The organism is Streptomyces avidinii (genome assembly GCF_014650695.1).
Classification (GTDB): Bacteria; Actinomycetota; Actinomycetes; order Streptomycetales; family Streptomycetaceae; genus Streptomyces; species Streptomyces avidinii.
In genome coordinates this window covers 59418-84021 of sequence record NZ_BMVL01000023.1, presented here as the reverse complement: position 1 = coordinate 84021, position 24604 = coordinate 59418, and the positions used below count along the sequence as shown (strand labels likewise).

Annotated in this window: 27 protein-coding genes and 1 tRNA gene; 16 read left to right on the top strand and 12 right to left on the bottom strand. The window is 72.2% G+C overall.

Going from position 1 to position 24604, the window contains the following annotated elements; all coding sequences use genetic code 11:
* Both IE257_RS36100 and IE257_RS36095 read left to right on the top strand, forming a co-directional pair.
* On the top strand, positions 1-101 hold a 101-nt coding region (locus IE257_RS36100; protein WP_189974074.1), incomplete at its 5' end, for an adenosylhomocysteinase.
* A 143-nt stretch (positions 102-244) separates the two neighbouring features.
* Positions 245-868, top strand: a complete 624-nt coding sequence (locus IE257_RS36095) for an anthrone oxygenase family protein (RefSeq protein ID WP_189974073.1) — start codon at positions 245-247, stop codon at positions 866-868.
* Positions 869-928: 60 nt separating this feature from the next.
* Here IE257_RS36095 and IE257_RS36090 read toward each other — a convergent pair whose 3' ends face one another.
* The 5 genes from IE257_RS36090 to IE257_RS36070 form a co-directional block, all read right to left on the bottom strand.
* Positions 929-1426 carry an anthrone oxygenase family protein gene (locus tag IE257_RS36090; protein WP_189974072.1) on the bottom strand — a complete coding sequence of 166 codons (498 nt, stop codon included), beginning with the start codon at positions 1424-1426 and terminating at the stop codon, positions 929-931.
* 269 nt (positions 1427-1695) lie between these two features.
* Entirely contained in the window at positions 1696-3060 is a 1365-nt protein-coding gene (locus IE257_RS36085) for a carotenoid oxygenase family protein (protein WP_189974071.1), read from the bottom strand.
* A 294-nt stretch (positions 3061-3354) separates the two neighbouring features.
* The gene (locus tag IE257_RS36080) at positions 3355-5349 is read right to left on the bottom strand and encodes an ATP-binding protein (RefSeq protein ID WP_209468318.1); all 1995 of its coding nucleotides are present in this window, start codon (positions 5347-5349) and stop codon (positions 3355-3357) included.
* Between the two features lie 41 nt (positions 5350-5390).
* Positions 5391-5783 carry a nuclear transport factor 2 family protein gene (locus tag IE257_RS36075; RefSeq protein ID WP_189974082.1) on the bottom strand — a complete coding sequence of 131 codons (393 nt, stop codon included), beginning with the start codon at positions 5781-5783 and terminating at the stop codon, positions 5391-5393.
* 64 nt (positions 5784-5847) lie between these two features.
* The gene (locus IE257_RS36070; RefSeq protein ID WP_189974069.1) at positions 5848-7068 is read right to left on the bottom strand and encodes a cytochrome P450, cyclodipeptide synthase-associated; all 1221 of its coding nucleotides are present in this window, start codon (positions 7066-7068) and stop codon (positions 5848-5850) included.
* Positions 7069-7458: 390 nt separating this feature from the next.
* Between IE257_RS36070 and IE257_RS36065 the strand changes: the two genes are divergently transcribed.
* Positions 7459-8898, top strand: coding sequence for an MFS transporter (locus IE257_RS36065; protein WP_189974068.1), 1440 nt, complete (start codon positions 7459-7461; stop codon positions 8896-8898).
* Between the two features lie 465 nt (positions 8899-9363).
* Positions 9364-9768, top strand: coding sequence for an aggregation-promoting factor C-terminal-like domain-containing protein (locus tag IE257_RS36060; RefSeq protein ID WP_229920869.1), 405 nt, complete (start codon positions 9364-9366; stop codon positions 9766-9768).
* A 97-nt stretch (positions 9769-9865) separates the two neighbouring features.
* Here the strand turns inward: IE257_RS36060 and IE257_RS36055 are convergent, their stop codons facing one another.
* Positions 9866-10231, bottom strand: coding sequence for a hypothetical protein (locus IE257_RS36055; protein ID WP_372452925.1), 366 nt, complete (start codon positions 10229-10231; stop codon positions 9866-9868).
* Positions 10232-10253: 22 nt separating this feature from the next.
* Positions 10254-10442 carry a hypothetical protein gene (locus IE257_RS36050; RefSeq protein WP_372452924.1) on the bottom strand — a complete coding sequence of 63 codons (189 nt, stop codon included), beginning with the start codon at positions 10440-10442 and terminating at the stop codon, positions 10254-10256.
* 114 nt (positions 10443-10556) lie between these two features.
* On the opposite strand from IE257_RS36050, the gene IE257_RS36045 reads away from it, so the two are divergent.
* The gene (locus IE257_RS36045) at positions 10557-11537 is read left to right on the top strand and encodes an SDR family oxidoreductase (protein WP_372452923.1); all 981 of its coding nucleotides are present in this window, start codon (positions 10557-10559) and stop codon (positions 11535-11537) included.
* Here the strand turns inward: IE257_RS36045 and IE257_RS36040 are convergent.
* Positions 11528-12634, bottom strand: coding sequence for a helix-turn-helix transcriptional regulator (locus IE257_RS36040; protein ID WP_189974066.1), 1107 nt, complete (start codon positions 12632-12634; stop codon positions 11528-11530). The two genes, IE257_RS36045 and IE257_RS36040, sit on opposite strands and share 10 nt — an antisense overlap.
* An 86-nt stretch (positions 12635-12720) precedes the next feature.
* Here IE257_RS36040 and IE257_RS36035 point away from each other — a divergent pair, with 86 nt between their 5' ends.
* The 4 genes from IE257_RS36035 to IE257_RS36020 all read left to right on the top strand — a co-directional run bounded on the left by IE257_RS36035 (position 12721) and on the right by IE257_RS36020 (position 15624).
* The gene (locus IE257_RS36035) at positions 12721-13098 is read left to right on the top strand and encodes a hypothetical protein (protein ID WP_189974065.1); all 378 of its coding nucleotides are present in this window, start codon (positions 12721-12723) and stop codon (positions 13096-13098) included.
* A gap of 64 nt (positions 13099-13162) precedes the next feature.
* Positions 13163-13855 (top strand): hypothetical protein, encoded by a 693-nt coding sequence (locus tag IE257_RS36030; protein ID WP_189974064.1) that lies wholly within the window; start codon positions 13163-13165, stop codon positions 13853-13855.
* A 112-nt stretch (positions 13856-13967) separates the two neighbouring features.
* A complete protein-coding gene (locus tag IE257_RS36025) occupies positions 13968-14288 on the top strand; it encodes a hypothetical protein (protein ID WP_189974063.1) in 321 nt (106 codons plus the stop codon).
* 214 nt (positions 14289-14502) lie between these two features.
* Positions 14503-15624: a nucleotide disphospho-sugar-binding domain-containing protein gene (locus IE257_RS36020; protein WP_189974062.1), complete on the top strand. Its 1122-nt coding sequence runs from the start codon at positions 14503-14505 to the stop codon at positions 15622-15624.
* Positions 15625-15778: 154 nt separating this feature from the next.
* Here the strand turns inward: IE257_RS36020 and IE257_RS36015 are convergent, their stop codons facing one another.
* Positions 15779-16021, bottom strand: coding sequence for a winged helix DNA-binding protein (locus IE257_RS36015; RefSeq protein WP_229920868.1), 243 nt, complete (start codon positions 16019-16021; stop codon positions 15779-15781).
* A gap of 14 nt (positions 16022-16035) precedes the next feature.
* Here IE257_RS36015 and IE257_RS36010 point away from each other — a divergent pair, with 14 nt between their 5' ends.
* Positions 16036-16236 (top strand): zinc-binding dehydrogenase, encoded by a 201-nt coding sequence (locus IE257_RS36010; RefSeq protein ID WP_308277837.1) that lies wholly within the window; start codon positions 16036-16038, stop codon positions 16234-16236.
* Positions 16237-16263: 27 nt separating this feature from the next.
* Here IE257_RS36010 and IE257_RS36005 read toward each other — a convergent pair.
* Positions 16264-16338: transfer RNA gene (locus IE257_RS36005), tRNA-Trp, on the bottom strand.
* A gap of 179 nt (positions 16339-16517) precedes the next feature.
* On the opposite strand from IE257_RS36005, the gene IE257_RS36000 reads away from it, so the two are divergent.
* From IE257_RS36000 to IE257_RS35985, 4 genes are all read left to right on the top strand, one after another.
* On the top strand, positions 16518-18122 hold the full coding sequence (locus IE257_RS36000; protein ID WP_189974061.1) for a phospholipase D-like domain-containing protein: 1605 nt from the start codon (positions 16518-16520) through the stop codon (positions 18120-18122).
* A 198-nt stretch (positions 18123-18320) separates the two neighbouring features.
* A complete protein-coding gene (locus IE257_RS35995; RefSeq protein ID WP_189974079.1) occupies positions 18321-19421 on the top strand; it encodes an LLM class flavin-dependent oxidoreductase in 1101 nt (366 codons plus the stop codon).
* The gene (locus tag IE257_RS35990) at positions 19418-20071 is read left to right on the top strand and encodes a CE1759 family FMN reductase (RefSeq protein ID WP_189974060.1); all 654 of its coding nucleotides are present in this window, start codon (positions 19418-19420) and stop codon (positions 20069-20071) included. The genes IE257_RS35995 and IE257_RS35990 overlap by 4 nt, the downstream gene beginning before the upstream one ends.
* 228 nt (positions 20072-20299) lie before the next feature.
* A complete protein-coding gene (locus IE257_RS35985; protein ID WP_189974059.1) occupies positions 20300-21286 on the top strand; it encodes an alpha/beta fold hydrolase in 987 nt (328 codons plus the stop codon).
* Positions 21287-21326: 40 nt separating this feature from the next.
* Here IE257_RS35985 and IE257_RS35980 read toward each other — a convergent pair whose 3' ends face one another.
* Positions 21327-22223, bottom strand: coding sequence for an arginase family protein (locus IE257_RS35980; RefSeq protein WP_189974058.1), 897 nt, complete (start codon positions 22221-22223; stop codon positions 21327-21329).
* 249 nt (positions 22224-22472) lie between these two features.
* Positions 22473-23462: a PI-PLC domain-containing protein gene (locus tag IE257_RS35975; RefSeq protein WP_189974057.1), complete on the bottom strand. Its 990-nt coding sequence runs from the start codon at positions 23460-23462 to the stop codon at positions 22473-22475.
* A gap of 606 nt (positions 23463-24068) precedes the next feature.
* Here IE257_RS35975 and IE257_RS35970 point away from each other — a divergent pair.
* Together IE257_RS35970 and IE257_RS35965 are read left to right on the top strand one after the other, a co-directional pair.
* On the top strand, positions 24069-24257 hold the full coding sequence (locus IE257_RS35970) for a thiazolylpeptide-type bacteriocin (protein ID WP_189974056.1): 189 nt from the start codon (positions 24069-24071) through the stop codon (positions 24255-24257).
* Positions 24258-24297: 40 nt separating this feature from the next.
* A complete protein-coding gene (locus IE257_RS35965; RefSeq protein ID WP_189974055.1) occupies positions 24298-24480 on the top strand; it encodes a thiazolylpeptide-type bacteriocin in 183 nt (60 codons plus the stop codon).
* The last annotated feature ends 124 nt before the right edge of the window (positions 24481-24604 follow it).

The window sequence follows — 24604 nt, the reverse complement described above, 5'->3', positions numbered from 1 at the left end:
ACGCGCTCGGCGTCCGCCTGACCACGCTCCGCCCGGAGCAGGCCGCCTACATCGGCGTCCAGGTCGAGGGCCCGTACAAGCCGGACCACTACCGCTACTGACCGAACGAATCACGCCACCGGCTCTCGAGCTGCGCTCGAGAGCCGGTGGAAACCCCATGGCCGGGCACCCCGGGGAATGCCACGATCAAAATGTCCGTGCCGAGGGCGAGCACAACTCCCACCACCGCAGATGAGGATGTCCCATGAACCCCAATCCGGCCGGTAGCCCCCAGCAGCCCCCCGCCGGCGGCCCGAGTCCCTACGCGGCCCCGCCCGGCGCCTGGGCCCAGCCCGGACGGCCGGCACCGGCGCCGCAGGCCGCCGAGCGCGGCAAGGTGGCCACCGTCCTCCTCCTGGTCTCCACGGTCTTCGTCGGCCTGATGGCAGGACTCTTCTTCGCCTTCGACGTCTCGGTGATGCCGGGCCTGGCGGCGGGCGACGAGCGCACCTACGTCACGGCGATGCAGAACTTCAACGCGGCGATCGACGGCAACGGGCTGTTCGGCATGGTGTTCGTCCTCGCCCTGCTGGTCGCCGCCGCTTCCGCGATCGTCGAGTTCCGGGCCGGCCGCCGCAATGTCGCCGTCTGGGTCGCCGTCGCCACCGTGGCCTACTTCGTCGTCCTGATGATCACCTTCTCCGTGAACATCCCCCTCAACAACGAACTCGCCGACGCGGGCGACGCCGCGAAGCTCACCGACTTCTCCATCGTCGAGAAGTTCAAGAGCACCTGGGTCTCCACCAACATCATCCGCACCCTGCTGTGCACGGTGGCCCTCACGGCCCTCTCCCGCGCCCTGGTCCTCTACGGGCGAGCCACCCGCTGAATCCGAGTGCCGCGCACGGGAGTCCTCCGGCCGCCCCGGCCGGGGGACTCCCTTTTGTCGTCAGCCGGTCTGCCCGTGCAGGTACAGAGCCCAGGCCAGGAAGCCGACCGCGGCCGTGCACAGCAGCGTCCGCCAGACGTTGGCCCGGGTCCACGGCCCCTCGAAGGCGCGGCGCACCGCGGCCGGGTCACCGATGCGGGCGACCGGACCGGCCTTCTCCAGCGCGTTGTTCAACGGGATGTTCACCTTGTTGGTGAGCCCCATCGACAGGATGTAGCAGGCCAGGGCAGCGATCAGCGCCGGCAGCACGTCACGGCCGTCCGAAGGAATGTGCAGGGCCAGCGCCAGTGCGGTGAACAGGAACGCGCCGATGTAGCCCAGGACGAACCAGCCGTTGAGGATGGCCTTGTTGATGTGCTGCATGACCTCGATGACCGTCCGGTCGTCCGTGCGCTTCAACCCCGGCATCACGGACACGGAGAAGCCGTAGAACAGGCCACTGACCAGTCCCATCGTGACCGTGGCGGCGATGAGCGAGGCCAGGCGTGCGGTCTCCATCGTGTGTCCCCCTGCTCGCCCGTCCACGGAGCTTCTCGGTCATCGATTCTTCGGGAACGGGTCATCGAATCGTCAAGTCATGGCGACTATACGGGCGGGGGCGGCCCGCGTCGCGGGGGAATCGAGCGACCTTCCAGCATGTCTTGAGCGACGCGGGGAGCCGGAGCCGCGAGATGCTCGCGGCTCCGGCGGCCGGCCCGGGGCAGGGGATTCCCCGGGCCGGCGGGAGTGGACGCACCCGGGCGCCAGGGGCGCGTCCACGCTCTGGGTCAGGCCGCGGACGTCTCCCGCGGGCCGTCGGGGATCCACGAGCCGTGAAGGCCGGCGGCCACCCGGTGCGGCAGGTGCACGGTGGCGACCCGATCGAGACCGGAGGCGTCCAGCACCAGCAGCTGCGAGGAATCCTGCTTGAGGTCCGAGACGACCGTCAGCAGATAGCCCTCGTCCTCGCCCGTCGCGCCGGCGGCGGGCACGAACACGGCCTCGCTCGGCATCCGGGCGTCGCCCACCCGGTGGATACGGCGGGCGCCCGTGCTCCGGTCGTACTTGACCACTCCGTAGCCGCCCAGACCCTTCTCGTCGGGGAACGAAATGGCGTACTGGTAGCGGTTCTCGGCGCCCAGGTACTCCTCGTTCAGCGTCGGGAACTCCACCGGCAGGTCGTCGATGATCTGCTCGTCGACCGTACCGGCGGCCAGGTCCAGGACCCAACGGCGGGTGTAGGAACGGGAGACGGGCTCACTGCCGCGCCCCGGCGCGCCGACCCACCAGTTCCACGACAGCCGGAACCCCTCGCGATCCACGGTGGGACCCTCCAGGACGATACGGCCCTGCCCGTCCTCGTAGGCGTTGGAGACGTGCAGCATGTTGCCCGGCTCGATGGAGAACCAGCGCACCCGCCCCGCGCCGTCCTCCCCGCGCGGCATCACCCCGATACGGGAGGGCTGGTGGTCGTTCCAGCTGTAGGGGATGCCGGAAGCCTCCGCATGGTCGAAGGTGACGTTGCCCTCGACGAAGACCACGTGGCGGCGGGTGAGCGCGAAGTCGTGCTTGAGCGCGGCGGTCGCCCCCGGCACCTCGGCGTCGTGGACGATGTGGCCCTTGGCATCGGACACGTAGTACGTCAGGAACGGCGGGAACGGCGAGGACCCGAAGAAGTGGAGCTCCCCGGTCACCGGGTCCTCCTTGGGGTGCGCGGTCATCGCACCGAGCAGCTTCCCGTCGAAGTCGAAGGCGCCGACCGTCTCCAGCTCCGGGGTCAGCTCGAACGGCAGGTTCGCCTCGCACAGCGCCAGGAGACGTCCGGCGTGCTCGATGACGTGGGTGCCGGCGGCGCTGGCGGTCAGGTCGGGCCCGCGCTCGGTCATGTAGGGAGCGCCGTCGAGAGCGGGCGTGTGCACCCAGCGGTTGCGGTACCACTCGGCGCGCCCGTTACGCAGCCGGATGCCGTGGACCATGCCGCTGCCCTTGAACCAGTGCGTGGGGGTGACGCCCGGCTTGGGGTTGTGCCCGTTGCGGACCAGCCGGCCGTCGAGCTCGGGGGGCAGGGTGCCCTCGACGGTGAGGCCGGTGGCGGTGACCTCCTCGGCGACAGGCGTGAAGTGGCCGGTCAGGTACGGCTTCGAAGTCGTCATGGCGGGAATCCCTCTCATCGATGTGACGCAGCGCCGAAAAGGCGGCGGAGAACGCCGGAGACCTGGCCGCCGGCCACGCAGGCCACGGCGGGCACGGCGAGCCGGACGAAGGCATCGCCGTGCCCCGGACCGTCCGGGCCGCGATCAGCGCCCGGAGCGCCGCCCGGTCCGTCCGTGTGCATCCGTGCAACGTTCATGCACACAGACTCGGCGCGGACGCTGTCCACTCTCCAGACCCGACAGCGCCGCGCACTGTCCACTGCTGTCCGCACCTGTCCACCCGCACATCCACCGCTACCGCGGGTCGTGCAACTCCCGCTCCCACAGGGCCTCGCAGAGCAGGTCCAGACCCTGACGCAGATGACGGCGGTAGGTACCGTACGGAAGCCCGAGCCGGCGGGCGGCGGCCTCCTGGGTGGGCGCCCCCGAGAGGTAGCCCGCCGTCAGCGCGTCACGGGCCCGCACCCCCCGCGGATCCTGCACCAGATCGTCCACCGCCGCGCGCAGCAGCGCACGCAACTCCCCGACCGGCTCACCCAGATCGGCCGCCAGCCGGGTACGCAGCAGCGCACAGGCCGCGAACGCGTCCGCGTCCCGCCAGTGCGCCAGCGCCTCGCGCACCGCCTGGTCGAAAGCCGTGCGCGAGACCGGCGACGGCCCGGCCGGGGCGGCCGGCATTTCGGTGGCCGATATGAAATTCATCAGCCACGACTCCACCGGCAGCCGGCGCCAGTCGACACCGAACACGCCGTACGTGTACTCACCCACCCGCGGCCGCGCCCCCGTGTCCTGCAGGGTGCTCCGCACGAGCTCGGCCCACGTCTCGGCATCCCGGAACACCGCGAACCCGTACGCCCGCCCCCGCGCCCGGGCCGCCTCCGCCTGGGCCCGGGAACTGCTCAGGTCGATCACCCGCGAAGGAACCTGGTACTGCTCGGGATAGACCGAGAAGCGGCTGACGCCGATGTGCTCACCGGGGCTCACCGGCGCGGTGGCCTCGGTGTACCGCCACGCGGCGGCCACCACCGGATCGGTGGCCAGGTCCTGCGGGTCGGGCGGGGACGGCAGGGCCAGCCGCGCCGTGAACGCCACGATCCGGCCCGTGCTCACCAGCCGGTAGACACTGAAGGCCTGCGGCTGGCGCTCGGCCCAGTAGCGGACCAGTTCCGCGGAGGCGGCCCCCTCCGTCTCGGTGGCCATGCGCAGCACGACATCGATGTCGTCCGGGTGCAGCGGACGGTCGTGGACCTCGTCCTCGCGGGACCAGGACCGCAGCCGGGCCAGCGTCGCACCCTCCCGGAACAGGTAGAACAGATCGTCGGTGACGGTCCACACCCGCTCCTCGGGCGCCTCCCGCAGGATCCGCAGGTACTCGTCCGCCAGGCGCTGGCGCATCGCCTCGAAGGCGTTCGGCGCCCGCCACCGCAGGTCGGCGGCCAGCGTCTCGCGCGCCGCGTCGTGCGGGTGGAGCCCGCGCAGGGTGGACTCCATGAACGGCAGGTCCCGCAGCCAGGAGAACAGCGGATGGGCGTCCTCCTCGGGCAGGACCGCCGCCAGCAGCTCCTCGGACGTCGAATGGGCCTGCGCCGCCACCTCCAGGGCACGGCGGTGGGCCGCCGTGGGCACCTCCCCGATCAGCCCCGCCAGCAGGGTGCGCAGCACGTCCGCGGTGGGCGCCCAGATCTCCTCCCGGCCGCAGCCCGCCGATCCGGCCGCTGCCGCCAGCGACAGCGCCAGCGGATTGCCGCCGGCGAAGCGCAGCACCCGGTCCCGCAGCTCGGGCCGGATCTGCGCCGCCACCAGCAGGCCGCGGGCCTGCTCCGAGGAGAACGGCCCCAGTTCGCTCACGTGCAGGAGCCCGGACCAGGCGGGATCGGCGGCCCACTGCGGCTGCGGAGCACGCCGCCCGCCCAGGACGACCAGGGCGTCGTCCGCGGCCCGCGGCAGGAAGTGGTGCCACAGCCAGCTCTCCAGCCACTGGCAGTGCTCGAAGGAGTCCACGAACAGCACCGTGCCCGGCACGTCCAGGAACGGTCCGGCGGCACGCTCGAAATCGGCCGGGTCCCGGCTGACGAACCGCCCGTCGAGTTCGACGAGCAGCCGCCCGGCCGCCCGCGCATGGTCCGCCAGGCGCCGCAGCAGCGTCGACTTCCCGATACCGCCCGGCCCGTACACGTAGAACGCGAACGGCGCCTGCGGATCACCGGCCAAAGCCTCCCCGAAGCGCCCGAGTTCCTCGTCCCGGCCCACGAAGGCCTGCACGCGGGCCCTGCTCAGTCTTTCGCCCACGGACCCCATGGCGGCTCCCTTGTCCCTCGTTCCGGAGCTTGTCACTTGATCAGTCCGAGCTGCGCGTCGTCGCCCTCGCCGGTGACCAGCAGGGTGGTCTCCTCGACCCGCTCGAAGCGGCCGTCGGGGGCCATCCGGGCGAAGAGGTAGACCTCGGTGCGGGAGACGTGGCCGTCGTGGTGGGTGAGGGTGACCGTGTGACGGTCGGCGTAGGACAGCCCGTCGCGCAGTTCGTCCTGGACCTCGACCTGCCCGTCACGGATCAGGGAGCGCAGGCGCGTCATGTGCTGGGCGAAGGAGGTCCGGTCGCTCCACACGCCGTTGGTGCGCTGGCGGTAGTCGGGGGCGAAGTGCCGGTCGATGGCCTCGGTGAGGTCGAGGCCCGGGGTGAACAGCAGGTCGTTGATGGCGCGGCTGATGTCGGTGGATGTCATCGTCGTCATGTCCTGAGCAGAGTGGGGGGTGTACGGAGGTACGGGGGCGGCCGGGGCCGCGGTCTCAGCGGACGGGGGTGAAGTCCAGCGACAGCGAGAGCGGCCCACGGGTGTAGAGGCCGGCCTCCCGGTAGCGGAAGCCGGGGCTGTAGCGCACCTCGTCGAGCAGGGGCAGGAGCATGGCGGCCACGGTCTCGATCTCGGCGCGCGCGAAGGCCGTACCGACGCACTGGTGGAGGCCGCTGCCGAAGGACAGGTGCTCGGCGGCCGCGGTGAAGGAGCGGGCGGTGCCCAGGTCCGCGCGGTGGATGTCGAAGGTGTCCGGGTCGGTGAACGCGCCGGGGTCGCGGTTGGCCGCCCCGATCATGCAGAAGACGGTGGACCCGGCCGGGACGACGGTGCCGGCGAAGACGGCGTCGTGCTCCGCCTGGCGGGGGATGAGCTGTACCGGCGGGGTGCAGCGCAGCGTCTCGGCGATCGCGGCGCCCAGCAGCTGCGGGTCGCGGCGGACCTGCGCCAGCTGCTCGGGATGGTCGATCAGGTGCTTGAAGAGCAGGGCGAGCGTCTTGTCGGCGGGCTCCGCGGAGGCCAACAGCACATTGATGACCAGTGCGGTGACATCGCGGTTGCTCATGGCCACACCGCCGAATTCGGTGCCGCACAACGCCGATATCAGGTCCTCGCCGGGACGGCGGCGGCGCTCCTCGATGATCGGGGCGAGATACGCCTCCAACTGCTCGGCGCAGTCCAGGCAGTGCCGGCGACGCTCGGGTGTGAGGGTCAGGCTGGTGATGAATTCGGTGACCCCGCTGTACCAGGCCGCCACCTGCGGCCAGTCCTTCCTCTCCAGGCCGAGGACGTCGAGCGTCACCTGCACGGCGAAGGGCTTGCCGAAGTCGTTGACCAGGTCCATCCGCCCTGCGGGGAGGAAAGGAGCCATCAGCTCGGCGGCGTTGGCGCGGATGGCGTGCACCTGTCTCTCCAGGGCCCGGCCGGTGAAGGACCGTACGACGACCGCCCGCTTGGCGGTGTGCTCGGCTCCCCCCATCTGGGCCAGGACCGGCCCGCGCATCACCGGCTCCGCGCGCACCTGGAACGTCTCGGTGGTGAAGGCGTCATGATCGGTCAGGACCCTCTTCACGTCCTCGTGGCGGGAGAGGAAGTAGCTGTCGATCCCCGGCTCGTAATGCACCGGAAGCTCCTCCCTCAGCTGTGCGAAGTAGCGGTAGGGGGAAGCGGCGAAGTCCTCGGACAGGACGCTGAACGGGGTACGGGGCACGTGCATGGTGGAACCTCTCGAAAGACGCTGTGCGTGGCAGGAGCCACCCCGCGCCGCGCGCGGTCGCGAGAACGGCAGGCAGCCCCAACCGGGCTGCTAGACGTGCGAACGACCGTTCGGGTTGCTCCTGTTGGCCATCACTTGACCTTCGGCGGGCCGGTCCGGAGCCTCCCCGCGCGCACAGGGATCCGGTGACCGAGGACCCGGCCCGCGACGGCCGCCATTTGCAGGGCCCTCGACACGCCCCCCGGCCGTACCCGCGGCCGGCGCGGCCGGACTGCGTCCCGTGGCCGGCCGTCCCACAATGGGAGCACGGCACACGTGCGGCCGTACGGCCGTACGGCCGCACGGCCGCCCGACGGTGTCCCGACCGCGTCGGCCGAGAGGAACGCCCTCATGCGCGCGCAGTCCTCACCCGCCGCGCAAAGGACGGGGGCCTTCGTCGCGGTCGCCGTCGCCCTGTTCTGCATCCAGCTCGACTTCTTCGCCCTCAACCTCGCCCTCCCCGGCATCGCCGCCGAGCTCGGCGTCACCGTCTCGGCCGCGCAGTGGACCCTGTCCGCGTACATGCTCGCCATCGGCTGCTTCTTCATCATCGGCGGCCGGGTCGGCGACGTCTTCGGACGGCGCGGCACCCTGCTGGCCGGGATCGCCCTGTTCACGGCCGGCTCCGTGGGCTGCGCCCTGGCACCCGCCCTCGGCCCGCTCGTCCTGGCCCGCATCGTGCAGGGAGTGGGCGCGGCCTTCGTCTTCCCGGTGTCCGTGTCCGTGATCACCAACACCTTCCCCGAGCAGAGCCGGGACAAGGCCCTGGGCGCCGCGTTCGGCATCGCCAACATCGGCACCGCGATCGGACCCTTCGTCGGCGGAGGCTTCACCGAGGGACCCGGCTGGCGCTGGATCTTCTGGCTGATGGCCCCGCTCGGCCTGCTCTCACTGCTCACCGCCCTCGCCTGCGTACCCGACTCGCGCGACACCTCCGCGCCCCGCGAGCTCGACCTCCCCGGCTGCGCCCTGATCGTGTGCGCGCTGGCCGCACTGACCCTGGCCGTGGAGCGCGGGGACGCCTGGGGCTGGGGGAGCGCCCGCACCCTGGGCTGCTTCGCCGCCGCCGTGACGGCCGGCGCCCTGTTCCTGGTGCGCGAGCGCCGCGCCCGGCACCCGCTGGTCGATCTGCGGCTGTTCCGCAACGTCCCGTACGTCCTGGTGACCGCGATGGGCTCGCTCTCGAACATGGGCTACGGCGTCACCGTCTTCCTCGCCACCCTCTACCTCCAGGGCGTACGCGGCCTCTCGCCGCTCCTGGCGGGCACGGTGTTCCTGGCCCCGGCCCTGCTGGTGGCCCTCAGCGGGCCGCTCGGCGCGCGGCTGGGCCGGCACATGCGGCCGACCGCGGTGATGGCGCTCGCCGGGGCCGTCGCCGGCACGGGCATGTACGCCCTGGCCGGGGTCGGCGCGTGGTGGCTGTACGTGCCGGTGTTCGCGTGGTGCGGGCTGGGCCTCGGTCTGGGCTGGACCTTCTCCGGCGTGGCGACCCAGCAGGTCGTCGCACCGGCCCGGGCGGGGGAGGCGTCGGGCGTACTGCTGACGTTCCTGGTCACTCTGGGTGCGATCGCCCTGGCCGGGACGGCGGCGGCGATCTCCGCGATGACCCCGCAGCGACCGCCCGAGGAGGCCTACGACGTGATCCTGCGGCTGGGCGGGCTGGTCGTCCTCGCGACGGCGGTGGTGGTCATGGCCGTACGCCACCGGCTCGTGAGGCTCGGCCGGATCCCGCCCCTGTCCATGCGGGCGGGTGACGACACCGCCCGGGAGCCGGGCCGCCGCAGCCCCTGACCTCGTGCGGGACGGTGCCCTCCGGTGCCCTCCGGTGCCCTCCGGTGCCCTCCGGTGCCCTCCGGTGCTCCTCCCTGCCCGTTTCCTTCGATCCCGAGGCGATTCCGGCATCCGCCCGCACCTCTCAAAGGTGTACATCGGGTGACATTCGGTGAGTTTCGGGCGCTCCGGAGGTGAGCCGCCCCATAGGGCCCACGTCACATACGGGCCGGGATAGTAGCTCCCGCAGGCCCCGCCGCCGCTGCCCCGGACCGGCTCCCCCCGAGAGCCGCGGGCCCCCGACTCCGAGGCCCCCTAGTAAGAGCGGCCGTTGCCAGGGGATCGGGGCGTCTGTAGAACTGGATGAGTCGCCGGGCGGCACGGGTGCTTCACCCGCCGCCGACGAACCCCTCTCCAGCGCGTGAGTGGCTCACGCATGCCTCCGGCATGCCGCGACCGCCCTTGTTCCCTGTGGAAGGTATCTCCGTGTCCAACCCCGTCATCCGCCGCATCGCCGCTTCGAAGAAGACCCTCGCGGGTGCCGTCGTCGCCCTCGGTGTCGCCGGTTCCATGCTCGCCACGGTTCCCGCCCAGGCGGCCCCGACGAGCGCCAAGGCGATCGCCCAGCAGATGATCAAGGACCCGGCGCAGTTCGCGGCGTTCAACAACATCGTTTCCCGCGAGAGCGGCTGGAACCACACCGCCACGAACTCCTCCTCCGGCGCCTACGGCCTGGTCCAGGCCCTGCCGGCCTCGAAGATGGCCTCCGCCGGCGCGGACTGGAAGACCAACCCCGCCACCCAGATCAAGTGGGGCCTGGACTACATGAACGACCGCTACGGCAGCCCGGTCGGCGCCTGGAACTTCTGGCAGGCCCACCACTGGTACTGAGCCACCAGCGGACCGCACACGCACGAGAACGCCCGGCCGGATTCCCGGCCGGGCGTTCTCGCGTACCCGGCCCCGGCCCCCGGGTCCGCCTCGCCCGCTAGCGGCCTCGGCGGCCCTCTCCGAAGTGCAGCGCGAGCCCGGTCAGGGCCGTCGCGGCGACGACACCGGCCGCCATGAAACCGCCGCGCGAGCGCCAGGACAGCACCGACCGGCGGGACTGCGCGGACAGCACCGATCCCGTGCTGAGCCAGGAGGCCGCGGACAGTACGGACAGGGAGGATCCGATGGAGGCGGCGGAGAGGGCGCAGCCCACGGATCCGACGGACAGCACCGAGCCCACCGACCCGATCGACAGGACCGACCCCACCGAGCCGATGGACAGCACCGAGTCCTTCGACCAGAGCGAGAGGCAGGCCCGGCCACCGCGGGGCCACGAGTCCGCCGACACGTCACGTTCGATCACGGCACCATCCTCACATCCGGGGTCAGTAGGAGACGTCGATGTAGTCGATGTCGGTGAACTCGACCCCGAGGCTCTCGGCGCGGGTTCCGCCGTCCTTGAAGTACGTCTCCTGGAGTCCTTCGGCGACGATCGCGCGCAGTTCCCGGTCGCCGGCGCCCTGCTGCTGCGCGTCGAAGAGCCGCTGCGCGTAAGTGGGCGGAGCTGCACGCACTGCCGCTCCCCGGCCTTCGCCGGACTCGGAGGCGGTCGGCGCGGGGTACCGCTCGGCTCAGCCGTCCAGAAAAGGTGACGTGTTCTGTCAGGTTCGGCCCGAACCATGAACGACATGAACGACACGGATGACATGAACAACAAGCACAGCAACAACGACGACACCGGCTCGCAGCGCCCGCTCACCGGCCGGATCGCGCTCGTGGCCGGGGCCACGCGCGGCGCCGGCCGGGCGCAGGCGGTCGAGCTGGGACGGGCCGGCGCCACCGTCTACGTCACCGGACGCACCACCCGCACCCGGGCCAGCGAGGTCGGCCGGACCACCGAGACCATCGAGGAAACGGCCGAGCTCGTCACCGCGGCCGGCGGCACCGCGATCGCCGTGCCCACCGACCACCTCGACGAGGACCAGGTACGCGCCCTCGTCCAGCGGATCGACCGCGAACACGGGCGCCTGGACATCCTCGTCAACGACCTGTGGGGCGGCGAACACCTCCTCGCCGGCTCGGTCTTCGGGAAGAAGAGCTGGCAGACCCCGCTCGCCGACGGCCTGCGCATCCTCGAACTCGGCGTCCGCTCGCACGTGATCACCGCGGCGCTCCTGCTGCCGCTGCTGATCCGTTCGGACGCGCCGCTGCACGTGGAGGTCACCGACGGCACCGCGCACTCCAACCGCCGCTACCGCGAGAACATGTACTACGACCTGGCGAAGACCGCCCCGATCCGGCTCGCGTTCGGCCTGGGCCAGGAGCTGGCGGAGTACGGGGGCACAGCGGTCGCGATCTCGCCGGGCTTCCTGCGCTCGGAGCAGATGCTCGCCCACTTCGGCGTCACCGAGGACAACTGGCGCGACGCCATCGACCGGGAACCGGCCTTCGCGATCGCCGAGTCCCCGCAGTACCTGGCCCGGACGGTCGCGGCGCTCGCCGCCGACCCGGACCGCGCCGAGCGCTGGAACGGCAGGTCCACCTCCAGCGGCGAACTCGCCGAGGCCTACGGGGTGCGGGACGTGGACGGCAGCCGGCCGGACGCCTGGGCGTACTTCGAGGACGTCATCCACGGAGGGAAGGAAGCCTCCCCCGAGGACTACCGCTGACCCCCGGTCCCCGCGCCGCCCTCGGTCCCCGCGCCGCCCCCGGTCCCCGCGCCGCCCTCGGTCCCCTCGGCCCCTGTGTAGAGGGCCGCCAGGGCCGCCGCGCGCTCGCGGAAGCGCGTACGCAGGGAGGCCGGGGCCAGCACCTCGGCGTCCGCGCCGAGCCGGGCCAACTGGTCGAGGGCGACGTCCTCGGACTCGGTGGGCAGGTCCAGGGTGACCCGCCCGGCGGCGTCCGGGACGGTCGCGGAGGCCAGCGCGTCCTCGACCGCGGCCCCGTCCACGACGGCCGGCAGCCGGCGCAGCCCCCCTGCGGTCAGCCGCACCGTGACCGTGGTGCGCAGCAGCGTACGGGCGAAGGCGGCCGAGCGGGCCTCCCAGTGCGCGGCCAGGTCGAAGGACGCCTGGCGTACGAACGGCTCCTGGGCGCCGGGAGCGGGGGCGAGGGCCGTGATGCGGTCGACGCGGTAGGTGCGCCAGCCGCCGTCGCGCTCCTCCCGCGCGCCGCGGATGCGGGCCACGACGTACCAGGTGCCGGCCTTCAGGACGAGCCCGTACGGCTCCACCACCCGCGACACCGTGGCGGGTGCGGCCCCGCCCGGCTCCGGCCCCTGCCCCGGCCGCGCGTACGCCAGCTCGACGGCCCGGTCCGCCCACACCGCGCGCGCCAGCTCCGGCAGCAGCTCCGGGGCGGCAGGTTCGCGGAACCAGGCCGGGGCGTCGAGGTGGAAGCGGCGCACCGAGGACTCGGCGGCCTCGCGCAGGGACGGGAGCAGGGTCGCGGTCAGCTTCAGCCGGGCCGTCCCGGCCGCGTCCGACAGCCCCAGATCCCGCAGCGCCGACGGCAGGCCCGACAGGAACAGCGTCTCCGCCTCGCTCGGATGCAGGGTGGTGAGCCGGGTCCGGTAGCCGGGCGCCAGGAAGTAGCCGCCGCTCCGGCCGCGTTCGGACCGGACCGGGATGCCGGCCTCCTGCAGCGCCTGGGCGTCACGGATCACGGTCCGCTCGGAGATCTCCAGCTCGCGGGCGAGAACGGCGGCGGTCAGGCCGGGTCGGGACTGGATGAGGAGAGCCATACGGATCAGGCGGGCGGCACGCATGATCCAAGGATCACCCACCGCGTCGGCGCCCCGCCGCACGCGAAAACCCCTGGGGACGCTCCCGCCGCGGCACGTACGCTCGCCGCATGCCCCGCTCCTCGAAGAAGGCCCGCCGGCTCGTCGCCGACGGGCGCACCTACCTGTGGACGGTCCGCCACGGCCACCACGTGCTCGACGACAACGGCTGCCGCAAGACCCTCACCCTGCACTCCTGGCCGCCGGGCACCGGCGGCCCGCTGCGCTTCGTCTTCGACGAGGGCCCGGGCCGGTACGTCTCGGGATTCACCACGGGCTCGGGCGAGGTGGGGGAGGTCGGCGTCGGCGCGCTGAACCTGCACGAACCGGGCACGGTACGGGTTCTGCTCGACGCGGCGTCGGCCCGCGGGTGGCAGCCGGGGGAGAGGCGGGACACGAAGGTCGACGGCTGGACCTTCCTCGGCGCGGCGGTCGCCGTACGCGGCTGAGTCCGTGACCGCAGACCCCCTCCGGTCACGGCGACCTGCGCTGTGTCCGCGAGAATGCGGTCGCATGAGCGCGTACCCCTCCGATGATCTGACCGCCGCCTTCGCCCGCCTCGGCGGTGCGGACGACGGGCAGGTCTGGAGCGACCTGTGGAACGACCTGTGCCACCAGGGCTGCGTCTACGAGGACAGCTTCCTCGCCCTCCCGTACCTGGCGGCGATCGCGACCGGCCGCGCCCCGGGCGAACCGCAGGAGGCCGTCCTGATGGCGGGCCTCATCGCCTCGGCGGCGGACGGGGAGCACGGCGCGCGGTACGCCGAGGAGACGTCCGTACTCCTGCCGGTCGCCCGCCGCCTCCTCGACGCGGCGACCGACCACCCGCCGACCTTCGTCCACCTCCTCCAGTGCGTCCTGGCCTTCGAGGGCGAGCGGGTGTGGAGCGCCGGGCGACTGGAGGGCCTGTTCGAGCAGGAGTACGAGATCGAGTGCCCGCAGTGCACGGCGGAGCTCTTCATCGCCTTCGGCGACCACGGGACCTTCGCCTCGGCCGGCGACTACGTGACGGCCGATCCGGTCAAGGCGCCGCTCCTGCCCGCCGATCCCCGCGCGCTCGGCCCGCTGCCCGCCCGCCTGCACCGCACGGCGTCGCGGGCGGGCCACGAGCAGGTCGCGCTCGGGCTGACGTACCTCTTCGGCCGGGCGACCTGCCCGGAATGCGGGGCCGGGTTCGCCGTCCCGGAACAGGTCGAGGAGCGGTAGCAGGCTGCGCCGTACGGATGGACTCGGGCCGTACGGCGTCCGGTACGGGCCCTCGCCGCACGAAGCGGCCTACCTTCGCACTGCTCCCCACCCCTCACGAAAGGCAGTACTCGTGCGATCGATCCGTTGCGCCCTGACCGCTCTCGCCGCCGGTGGCATCCTCCTGGCGGGCGCCTCCGCCGCCTCCGCCGACGACGCCTTCACCGTCTACGCACCGATCAGCAACACGTACTCGATCGTCTTCGGCGACCTGAACCAGGTGGCCGGCGATGACATCTTCAACGCCGGCCACGACAACACGGTCGGCTCCCACAACGGCGCGGCGCCGGCCGGTGACATCGGCATGGCGACCATGCCCGCGACCCGGATCATGAGCAACGAAGCCCTGATGCAGGGTGCCGGCCAGTGGACCGGAAACATCTTCCGCAAGTAGTTCCCGCTGTGCGGGAAAGGGCCGCCACCCCGACCGGGGTGGCGGCCCTTTCCCGTGCATCCGGCGGCCGGTCACCGGGCGTCCCAGAACGTCCGATTATCGACCCCCCTGAAGGGAACACGGCGCGCATTCCCGTCAGTTCACCGAACGGAACCGGGGGCGCGTCCGCACGGCCCGTCCTCGACCGGCAGACCATGAGCAAGGAGAGAAGACCGTGCGCATACTCTTCACCGGCCCGCCCGCGGCCGGCCACCTCTTCCCGATGATCCCGACCGCGCAGGCCTTGCGCGCTGCCGGCCACGAGGTGCTGTTCGCGGGCTCGCAGCCGCTGAACCAGCTCCGCGAGGCCGGTTTCCCGATCGTCGAAATAGGCGACGGCCGCAGTATCCGGGACGTGTTCGAGCAGTCCACGGGCGAGGAAATACGCTACGTCGCCCCGGACATGACCACGGAGCAGATCCTCGGCCGGGCGGCCCACGGCTTCGCGCTCGTCTCCCGCTCCACCGTCGACGGACTGCTGGAGGCCGCCGACAGCTGGCGCCCCGACCTGCTGGTCCACGACTCCTTCCAGGCCGCGGCCCCGCTGGTCGCCGCCAAGCTCAAGATCCCCTCGGTGGTCCACAACTTCGGAGTCGGCTCCGGCCTCGACATGATCGGCCGGATCGCCGCCCACTTCACCGAGGCGTACGAGACGTACGGGGTCGCCGGCCCCGCCGAGCCCACCGCCCTGAACGTCGTCCCCGCCTCCCTCGGCGGCGACCCGGAGGGCCTGCGCATGCGCTACCTCCCCTACAACGGCGGCGGCATCGTCCCCGCCGAGCTGCTCCGGCGCGGCAGCCGACCGCGCGTCGCCGTCACCCTGGGCACCGTCCTCGCAGAGCTGGACGGCGTCCGCGCCATCGTCCGCCTGATCGAGGCCGCCGCCTCGGTGGACGCCGAGTTCCTGCTCGCCGTCGGCGGCGCCGACCTCGGCCCGCTCGGCACCCTCCCGGACAATGTCCGCCCGCTGCCCTGGGTCCCGCTCGCCGAACTGCTGACCGCCACCGACGCGCTGATCCACCACGGCGGCTCCGGCACCCTGCTCACCGCCCTGCAGGCCGGCCTGCCCCAGCTCCTGCTGCCCCAGGGCGCCGACCACTTCACCAACGCCGACGCCCTCACCAGCACCGGCGCCGCCCTGAGCTCCGCCTCCGACGACGTCGACGCCCCGCTCCTTGCCCGCCTCACGGCGGACCCGGCCCTGCGCGAGGCGGCGGCCCGCCTGCGGGACCAGAACGCGGCCCTGCCCACCCCCGCCGAGACGGTCCCCGCCCTGGAGGCCCTGACCGCCTCCTGAATCCGCCGCCGCACCCCGCGGAGCCTGCCCGGAGCCCGACCCGGGCAGGCTCCCGTGCCCCGGCGGGTCAGTCCTGCGCGGACCCGGTCCGGCGGGTCAGTCCTGCGCGGACCCGGTCCGGCGGGTCAGTCCTGCGCGGTCCCGGTCCGGCGGGTCAGTCCTGCGCGGTCCCGGTCCGGCGGGTCTGCCCGATCAGGACGGCGGTCGCCCGGTCCAGGAGCTCACTGAGCGCGGCGTGCTCGGAGGGCGTGAACGCGTCGGTGAGCGCACGCTCCAGGACGATCACCTCCTGGTAGGCGCGGTCGAGGAGCGCCCGGCCCTCCTCGGTCAGGCTCGCGATCTGCACCTTGGCGTGCACCGGGGACGCCTCGCGGCGGATCAGCCGCTTGGTCTCCATTTGGCGCGTCGCTCCTGACCTACAACAGCAACCTGCTCAGCCGCACCCACCCCGAACGCCTCGCCGACAGCGCCCGCCACGCGCTCCGTCTCGTCGCGGACGGCAGCGTGCGGATCGACATCACCGCCGAATACGACCTGGCGGACCTGGCCACCGCCGTACAGCGGCTCGCCGAGGGCGCCACCCACGGCAAGAGCGTGATCCGCGTCGCCTGACCGGGCGGAAAGCACCGTCAGGGCGGGCGGAGCCGACCGGAGTCGAACCGGTGTCCTCGCGGTTTTGGAGACCGCGCGCGTCGACCTCTGCGCTACGGCTCCGCCCGTCCCGGCATCGTAGGGGCACTGCCCGCAGCCGACCCGGCCGGAGGGTGGCCGGAACTCGCCCGAGGAGGGTGAACAGCGGGCTACGTACTGGTAACTTGCGCGAGTTGATCAAGGTCGGAGGCGTGGCCGACCACGCTCCCGGCCGGAGCCACCCCCCCAGTCAAGGAACCACATTGGCACGCACCGTCCGTACGACGGCCCTCGTCTCCACCACGGCCCTCGCACTCGGCCTCTCCCTCCTCGCCGCCGCCCCCGCGTCCGCCGCGGACGACGCACCCACCCCGCACCTGGACTCGGTCGAGCAGACCCTGCGCCAGGTCTCGCCGGGCCTGGAGGGCTCGGTCTGGGAGCGCACCGCCGGCAACCGGCTCGGCTCCTCCGCCCCCGGGGGCGCCGACTGGCTGCTGCAGACGCCCGGTTGCTGGGGCGACGCCGCCTGCACCGACCGGCCCGGATCCCGCCGCCTCCTGGACAAGATCCGCCAGGACATCGCCGACGCACGCCAAACGGTGGACATATCCACGCTGGCGCCCTTCCCCAACGGCGGCTACCAGGAGGCGATCGTCGCGGGCCTGAGGGAATCCGCCCAGAAGGGCAACCGGCTGAAGGTGCGCATCCTCGTGGGCGCCGCGCCCGTCTACCACTCCACGGTGATCCCCTCCTCCTACCGCAACGAGCTGCTCGCGAAGCTCGGCCCGGCCGCCGCCGGCAGCGTCACCCTCAATGTGGCCTCGATGACCACCTCGAAGACCGCGTTCTCCTGGAACCACTCCAAGCTGGTCGTCGTCGACGGCAGTTCGGTGATCACCGGCGGCATCAACAGCTGGAAGGACGACTACCTGGAGACCTCGCACCCGGTGAGCGACGTCGACCTCGCGCTGACCGGGCCCGCCGCCGGCTCCGCGGGCCGCTACCTGGACTCCCTGTGGGACTGGACCTGCCGCAACAGGAGCAACTGGGGCTCGGTCTGGTTCGCCGCCTCGCCCGGCGCGGACTGCATGCCCTCCCTGCCCCGGCCCGCCGCCCCCGGGGGCGGCGACGTACCCGCGCTCGCCGTCGGCGGCCTCGGCGTCGGCATCCGTGAGAGCGACCCCACCTCCCCCTTCCGCCCCGTCCTGCCCACGGCCGGCGACACCAAGTGCGGGATCGGGATCCACGACAGGACCAACGCCGACCGGGACTACGACACCGTCAACCCGGAGGAGAGCGCCCTGCGCGCCCTGGTCTCCAGTGCGACCTCGCACATCGAGATCTCCCAGCAGGACGTCCACGCCACCTGCCCGCCGCTGCCCCGCTACGACATACGCCTCTACGACGCCCTCGCCGCGAAGCTCGTCGCCGGCGTGAAGGTCCGCATCGTCGTGAGCGACCCGGCCAACCGCGGCACGATCGGCAGTGGCGGCTACTCGCAGATCAAGTCCCTCTCCGAGGTGAGCGACGCCCTGCGCGGCCGCCTGACGGCCCTGACCGGTGACGGCGGCCGGGCGCGCACGGCCCTGTGCGAGAACCTCCAGCTGGCCACCTACCGCGCCTCCGACCGGCCGACCTGGGCGGACGGCAAGCCGTACGCCCAGCACCACAAGCTGGTCTCGGTCGACGGCTCGGCCTTCTATATCGGCTCCAAGAACCTGTACCCGTCCTGGCTCCAGGACTTCGGGTACGTCGTCGAGAGCCCGGCCGCGGCCGGACAGCTGAGGAGCGACCTGCTCGACCCGCAGTGGCGGTACTCGCAGGCCACCGCGACGTACGACTACACCCGCGGCCTCTGTCAGGGCTGACGAACCCCGCACCGCCCCCGCACCGCCCCCGCACCGCCCCCGCACCCCCGCACCGCCCCTGCTCGTCCCGGCCGGGACCGGCCCGGCGGAGCGGGGGCGGTCCCCTTTTTTCCGCCCCCGCCCGCCCCGGGAATACCCCGGGAGCGCCACCCGTTCCGAGGTATGGTTGAACAATCAACAATCTTGGGAAGGGAAGCCATGCAGTTCGGGATCTTCACCGTCGGCGACGTCACGGCCGATCCGACGACCGGACGCGTGCCCAGCGAGCACGAACGCATCAAGGCGATGCTCGCCATCGCGCAGAAGGCCGAGGAGGTCGGCCTCGACGTCTTCGCCACCGGCGAGCACCACAACCCGCCGTTCGTCCCCTCCTCACCGACCACGATGCTCGGCTACATCGCCGCACGCACCGAGAACCTGATCCTGTCCACGTCGACGACGCTCATCACCACCAACGACCCGGTGAAGATCGCCGAGGACTTCGCGATGCTCCAGCACGTCGCGGACGGCCGCGTCGACGTCATGATGGGCCGCGGCAACACCGGGCCGGTCTACCCCTGGTTCGGCAAGGACATCCGCGACGGCATCGACCTCGCCATCGAGAACTACGCCCTGCTGCGCCGCCTGTGGGACGAGGACACCGTCACCTGGAAGGGCAAGTTCCGCACCCCGCTGCAGTCCTTCACCTCCACCCCGCGCCCGCTGGACGGCGTCGCCCCCTTCGTGTGGCACGGCTCCATCCGCTCGCCGGAGATCGCCGAACAGGCCGCCTACTACGGCGACGGCTTCTTCCACAACCACATCTTCTGGCCCGCCTCCCACACCGAGCAGATGGTCAACCTGTACCGGCAGCGCTACGCCCACTACGGGCACGGCACCCCCGAGCAGGCCATCGTCGGACTCGGCGGCCAGGTCTTCATGCGCAAGAACTCGCAGGACGCGGTACGCGAGTTCCGCCCGTACTTCGACAACGCGCCCGTCTACGGCCACGGCCCGTCCCTGGAGGAGTTCACCTCCCAGACACCGCTGACCGTCGGCTCGCCCCAGCAGGTCATCGAACGCACCCTGTCCTTCCGGGACTACGTCGGCGACTACCAGCGCCAGCTGTTCCTCATGGACCACGCGGGCCTGCCCCTGAAGACCGTCCTGGAACAGCTCGACCTCCTCGGCGAAGAGGTCGTACCCGTCCTGCGCAAGGAGTTCGCGAACCTGCGCCCGGCCGGCATACCGGACGCCCCGACCCACCCGGCCCGCGTGGCAGCAGCCCGGGAGACCCCGAAGGAGGAGACGCAGGCATGAAGCTCGTCGTCGTATCGGCGGGGCTGAGCTCCCCCTCCTCCACCCGGCTGCTCGCCGACCGGCTCACGGCCGCGACGCTGGCCCGCGTGGACGCCGAACCCGAGGTGGTGGAGCTGAGGGAGCTGGCGGCGGAGATCGCCCAGCACTTCGTCACCGGGTTCCCGCCCGCCCGACTGGCCGCCGCCCTCGACGCGGTGGCGGCCGCGGACGGCCTGATCGCCGTCACGCCGGTGTTCGCGGCCTCGTACAGCGGCCTGTTCAAGTCGTTCTTCGACCTCATCGACAAGGACGCCCTCACCGGCAAACCGGTCCTCCTCGGCGCGACCGGCGGCACCGCCCGGCACAGCCTGGTCACCGAACACGCCCTGCGCCCGCTGTTCACCTACCTGCGCGCACTCGTCCTGCCGACCGCCGTGTACGCGGCCTCGGAGGACTGGGGCGAGCAGGGACTGGACCGGCGGATCACCCGCGCGGGAACCGAACTGGCACGCTCCATGGCGCCCGCCGCCCACGAGGCCGCCCCGGACGTCGACACCGCCGCCGCGATCGCACCCCGTTCCCTGACGGGGGCGATCACCTCGACGGATCCGGCGAACGGCTTCACGATCGTGCCGTTCGCACAACGGCTGGCCGCGCTGCAGGCCGACTAGGCAGTCTCTTTCGGATCGTGCCGGCCGCCGCGAGCCCGGCAGGATCCGGAAGAGACGGCCTGGAGCCGGGCCGGCCGGACCGGCCCGCGGTGCCGCGGGGGAGAGCGGCCGGACCGGCACCACCCTCTTTTTGCCGGAACGGCAACAGGACTCGCCGCCCCGCGCCGCCCCTCGCATGATCGGGGCAGCGATCCTGGCGCACGGCAGGTCGAGAACCCTGGAGGACTCATGTCGCAGCAGGCCCCGGAAGCCGTCCACCGCCTGGTCCCCTCGCCCGCGGGCCGGACCCACGTGGTGGAACAGGGCACCGGGCCGCTGGTGCTGCTCGTCCACGGCTTCCCGGAGTCCTGGTACTCCTGGCGCCACCAGCTGCCGGCCCTGGCCGCGGCCGGATACCGCGCGGCCGCGATCGACGTCCGCGGCTACGGCCGTTCCTCCCGGCCCGGCGACCTGCCGGCGTACCGGATGCCGGAACTGGTGGCGGACAACGCCGCCGTGGTGCACGCCCTGGGCGAACAGTCCGCGGTGATCGTCGGCCACGACTGGGGCTCGGTCATCGCCGCCGACTCCGCCCTGCTCAGGCCGGACGTCTTCCGCGCCGTGGGGATGCTCAGCGTTCCCTACGCCCCGCGCGGAGGGCCGCGGCCCAGCACGGTCTTCACCCGGCTGGGGGAGGAGCGGGAGGAGGAGTTCTACGTCTCCTACTTCCAGGAGCCCGGCCGGGCCGAGGCCGAGATCGAGCCCGACGTGCGCGGCTGGCTCGCCGGCTTCTACGCCGCCTTCTCCGCCGACACCATGCCCGCCCCCGACGCCCCCGGCCCGCACTTCGTCGGCCGGGGCGCACAACTGCGCGACCGCTTCCCCACCGGCCGGCTGCCCGGCTGGCTCGGCGAGAGGGACCTGGACGTCTACGCCGGGGAGTTCGAGCGGACCGGCCTGAGCGGGGCCCTGGGCCGCTACCGGAACATGGACCGGGACTGGGAGGACCTCGCCGACCTCGACGGCACCCCCCTCACCCAGCCGTCCCTGTTCGTCGGCGGCGGCCTGGACGCCTCCACCACGTGGATGGCCGATGCGATCAAGGCCTTCCCCACCACCCTGCCCGGCCTGGTCTCCTCCCGGATCCTCGACGGCTGCGGCCACTGGATCCAGCAGGAACGCCCCGCCGAGATCAACGAGATCCTGACCGACTGGCTCGCCGCACTGCCCGCCTGAAGCCCCTCCCGCCGCCCGCTCCCGGGCGCGCCGTCGCCGCTCAACTCCCCTGGCCGGTCCGCGCCGACATCCCTCGGCACAGGCACGTGCAGAGGCGGGCGGCCAGTGTCCCGTCGGGATCCAGGCGCGGGTTGAAGATCGTGACATCGAGTCCGACGGCGCGTTCGTCGGCCAGCGCGATCCGCAGCACGCTCTCCAGCTCCGGCCACGTCAGCCCGCCGGGGATGCGGTAGTCGACGGCCGGCATGAGGGCGTCGTCCAGGACGTCGACGTCGAGGTGGACCCAGAATCCGGCGCTCCCGCCGTCCCCGAGACGCTCGATCGCCCGCCGCGCCGCCGCGCCGGCACCGACCGCACGCACACCCTCCAGATCGACGGTGAGCAGCCCCGGAGGCAGGGGCTGCATCCCGGCCCCGGCGGACTCGCCGGCGTCACGGAAGCCGAACGCGACGACGTCCTCGTCGCGCACCAGGGGCCCGCGGCCCTCCAGGTCGGTGAGCAGCCGGGGCCCGCGGCCCGTGGCCAGGGCGAGCTCCATGGAGGCCGCCTCGCCGGTCGGCTCCGCCGCCGGCTGGTAGAAGTCGGTGTGGCCGTCGAGGAACAGCAGGCCGTACCGTCCGCGGCGCCGCAGGCACAGGAGGTTGCCGAGCAGGATGCTGCAGTCGCCGCCGAGGACCACGGGGAAGAAACCACCGTCCAGGACGCTGCCGACGGCGTCCGCCAGGGCGAGCGCGTACCGTGCGATGCCGAGCGGATTGAGGATCCCCGTGCTCTCGTCCCGCCTCGGGTCGTACGCCGCGGCCTCGACCCGGCCGGCCCGCACGGCCCCCAGCCGCTCGGCCAGACCGGCACCGAGCAGAGCCGCCGGCAGGTCCTGGACCCCCGAGGGTCGCAGCCCCAGCACGGACGGCGCCTCGATGACCGCCGGCTTCCGCACGCCGCCTGCACCCCTTTTCGTCGCCGTCGCCCGCCTGCACCATCGCACCGAACCCGAACCAACCACTCCGTACTCTCCCAAAGAGACCGGCCGGATCGGGGGACCGGCAGCACGTACGTCAGCGTGCGGCCGCGTTGCGCAGAGCCGGTGCCGGGTCGCTCCGGCCGCAACCGGTGCGACGGGCCGCCCCGCGGAGCATCCGCACCGGTACGCGCCACGCGCACCGGTGCGGCCCGCGATGCGCGCGCCCTACCGGAACAGGCGGTCACCCGGGCCGGCCATGCGATGCGTGCCGCTGTGGCGGTTCACCCAGTCACGGACGAGGCCGACGGCATTGGCGCACTGCCAGCTGTCGTCGTACTCGCGCACTCCGGTGAAGGCCCCGTAGCCCGCGATGATGCCGTCCACACGCCCGTCGCCCAGCAGCTTGTCGACGTACCACGGATCGTTGTAGGTGGTCGTCCAGGACAAGGTGGCCGCGAGCTGTCCGGCGTCACGGTCCGCGGCGCCCTTCTTCAGCTCCGCGCACGTGTAGTAGGTGGCCTCCGTGCAGTTGCCGAACCCCTTGGTGATGTCGCTGTCGCCGTAGTCCATCACCCGGCGACCGGCCGGGAATCCGGAACCGGACCGGTCGAACGCACCCCGGACCCGGTCGCGGGTTCCGGTCGTCGTGATTCCCTCCAGAGCGCCGAGCCGGCCCTCCAGGCTCTTCCAGCCCCGGCCGCCGACGTCCGGCGTGCTGCCGCCGTGGTACTCGTAGAACCCGTAGAGCACCGGGATCCCGGCCGCCGTCAACCGCTGCGCCTTGTCACGCAGTCCGGCGACGCTGCACCCGCGGTTCTCCCGTTCCCCGCAGTAGTTCGGGTCCTTGATGTCCAGCCAGACCAGCGCCAGCCGGCGTCCCGAGCCGGCGTGGGAGAGAATGCGGTCGATCATGCTGTCGAAGCTCGGGCCCAGCCGGTTGTCGCCGGCCGAGGAACAGTCGTGATAGGCCCGCCATTCGTTCGGGTTCCACCAGGCGCACACGTCTATCTCGATGCTGTTGGCACCGTGTTTGAGCGCGGCGTCCACGCCGTCCAGGGTGTCGACGCGGTGCGCGATGGCATAGACCGGGTGACGCTGATCGGCTGCTGCGGCCGGGGCCGCACCGAACGCGGTGGTACCGATGACTGCGCACAGGGCCGCGAGCAGCGCCAGGAGCAGCCGCGGGCCGGAACCGGGCCTGAGGTGAGTGGTCAAGAAGATACTCCGTCATATCGGTGTCCCAATCGGACAATTGATCTCGGTGGTCGCATGCCGACATGCGATAAATGCATGATGAATGAAACCCGATCGGGGGGTGGCCCCGAGTGGCGAGAAACCGATTGCGCCCCCTGCACCGTGTGACGGAAAAGCGACGGAGAAAGGAGGGATCGAAAATCCCGGCACGGCCGAATCGCCTGGCCGTGACCGGACGTCCGCCCAAGCCCTCCGGACCATGGACCACCGCTGTTCGGTCTGCCGGAAGTCGCCGGCCCGCACCCGACGTGCGCCATTCCGGTGCGGACCGCCCCCACCTCGCAATTTCCGCGCCCCCGCCGGGAAAATGCGGCCGCTTACGCTCCGGCGGGCCTCAAGGGACCCCGGGGAATACTGGAGAGCGGCCGGAACACCGGCCGGCACACCCGTACGGCCGGTTTCGGCCGCCGGCAACGTGACCAAGTCGAACCGGACTTGCCCAGGTAGCGAGCAGAAGTCCCACGTGCTTGCCGCCCTCCGGACGGCCTCGCAATGCTTTCGAACGATCCGGCCGACCGACGTTCAGTGCACCTTCGGCTTTCCCCTTCCACATCCCGGGAGACACATATGTCCGACGCCGCACGTACCCCCGAGGCCGAACTCCACGACCTGGAGCTCGACCTCGGCGACCTCACCGTCACCTCGATGCGGGACACCGCCGCACTGCCCGAGGGCGGCGCGTCCTGGGGCTCCTGCTCCTGCCAGGGCTCGTCGTCGTGCGCCCAGCCGCACGACGCGGTCGCCCTCCAGGCCTGACCCCGACCCCGATCCCGATCCCGAACACGAGAGGAAACCCATGAACGACGGCACACCGTCATCCGGTTTTGACCTCGACGACCTCGACCTCGGTGAACTCACCGTGACCTCCATGCGGGACACGGTCGCGCTGCCCGAGGGCGGCGCGTCCAACGGCGGCAGCTCCTGTTCCTGCGGCTCGTCCTCCTGCGCGCACCCGCAGCTGCCGGAACTCCCCGTGTAACGCAGGACACCGGCGCACCGCCGCACAGCTGCACCACCGCATGACCGCACCACCGCACCACCGCATGACCGCACGACCGCTCGGCAGACGCTTCCCGCCGTGCCCCGTGCCCGGCGGGAAGCCC

Excerpts from the sequence above, each read along its gene's own strand:
- IE257_RS36075 (WP_189974082.1), bottom strand. The coding sequence starts at position 5,783 with ATGACATCCACCGACATCAGCCGCGCCATCAACGACCTGCTGTTCACC.
- IE257_RS35990 (WP_189974060.1), top strand. The coding sequence starts at position 19,418 with ATGAAGCTCGTCGTCGTATCGGCGGGGCTGAGCTCCCCCTCCTCCACC.
- IE257_RS35985 (WP_189974059.1), top strand. The coding sequence starts at position 20,300 with ATGTCGCAGCAGGCCCCGGAAGCCGTCCACCGCCTGGTCCCCTCGCCC.
- IE257_RS36015 (WP_229920868.1), bottom strand. The coding sequence starts at position 16,021 with ATGGAGACCAAGCGGCTGATCCGCCGCGAGGCGTCCCCGGTGCACGCC.
- IE257_RS36065 (WP_189974068.1), top strand. The coding sequence starts at position 7,459 with ATGCGCGCGCAGTCCTCACCCGCCGCGCAAAGGACGGGGGCCTTCGTC.
- IE257_RS36030 (WP_189974064.1), top strand. The coding sequence starts at position 13,163 with ATGAGCGCGTACCCCTCCGATGATCTGACCGCCGCCTTCGCCCGCCTC.
- IE257_RS36090 (WP_189974072.1), bottom strand. The coding sequence starts at position 1,426 with ATGGAGACCGCACGCCTGGCCTCGCTCATCGCCGCCACGGTCACGATG.
- IE257_RS36045 (WP_372452923.1), top strand. The coding sequence starts at position 10,557 with ATGAACGACACGGATGACATGAACAACAAGCACAGCAACAACGACGAC.
- IE257_RS36040 (WP_189974066.1), bottom strand. The coding sequence starts at position 12,634 with ATGCGTGCCGCCCGCCTGATCCGTATGGCTCTCCTCATCCAGTCCCGA.
- IE257_RS35965 (WP_189974055.1), top strand. The coding sequence starts at position 24,298 with ATGAACGACGGCACACCGTCATCCGGTTTTGACCTCGACGACCTCGAC.
- IE257_RS35970 (WP_189974056.1), top strand. The coding sequence starts at position 24,069 with ATGTCCGACGCCGCACGTACCCCCGAGGCCGAACTCCACGACCTGGAG.
- IE257_RS36085 (WP_189974071.1), bottom strand. The coding sequence starts at position 3,060 with ATGACGACTTCGAAGCCGTACCTGACCGGCCACTTCACGCCTGTCGCC.
- IE257_RS36070 (WP_189974069.1), bottom strand. The coding sequence starts at position 7,068 with ATGCACGTGCCCCGTACCCCGTTCAGCGTCCTGTCCGAGGACTTCGCC.
- IE257_RS36035 (WP_189974065.1), top strand. The coding sequence starts at position 12,721 with ATGCCCCGCTCCTCGAAGAAGGCCCGCCGGCTCGTCGCCGACGGGCGC.
- IE257_RS35995 (WP_189974079.1), top strand. The coding sequence starts at position 18,321 with ATGCAGTTCGGGATCTTCACCGTCGGCGACGTCACGGCCGATCCGACG.
- IE257_RS36095 (WP_189974073.1), top strand. The coding sequence starts at position 245 with ATGAACCCCAATCCGGCCGGTAGCCCCCAGCAGCCCCCCGCCGGCGGC.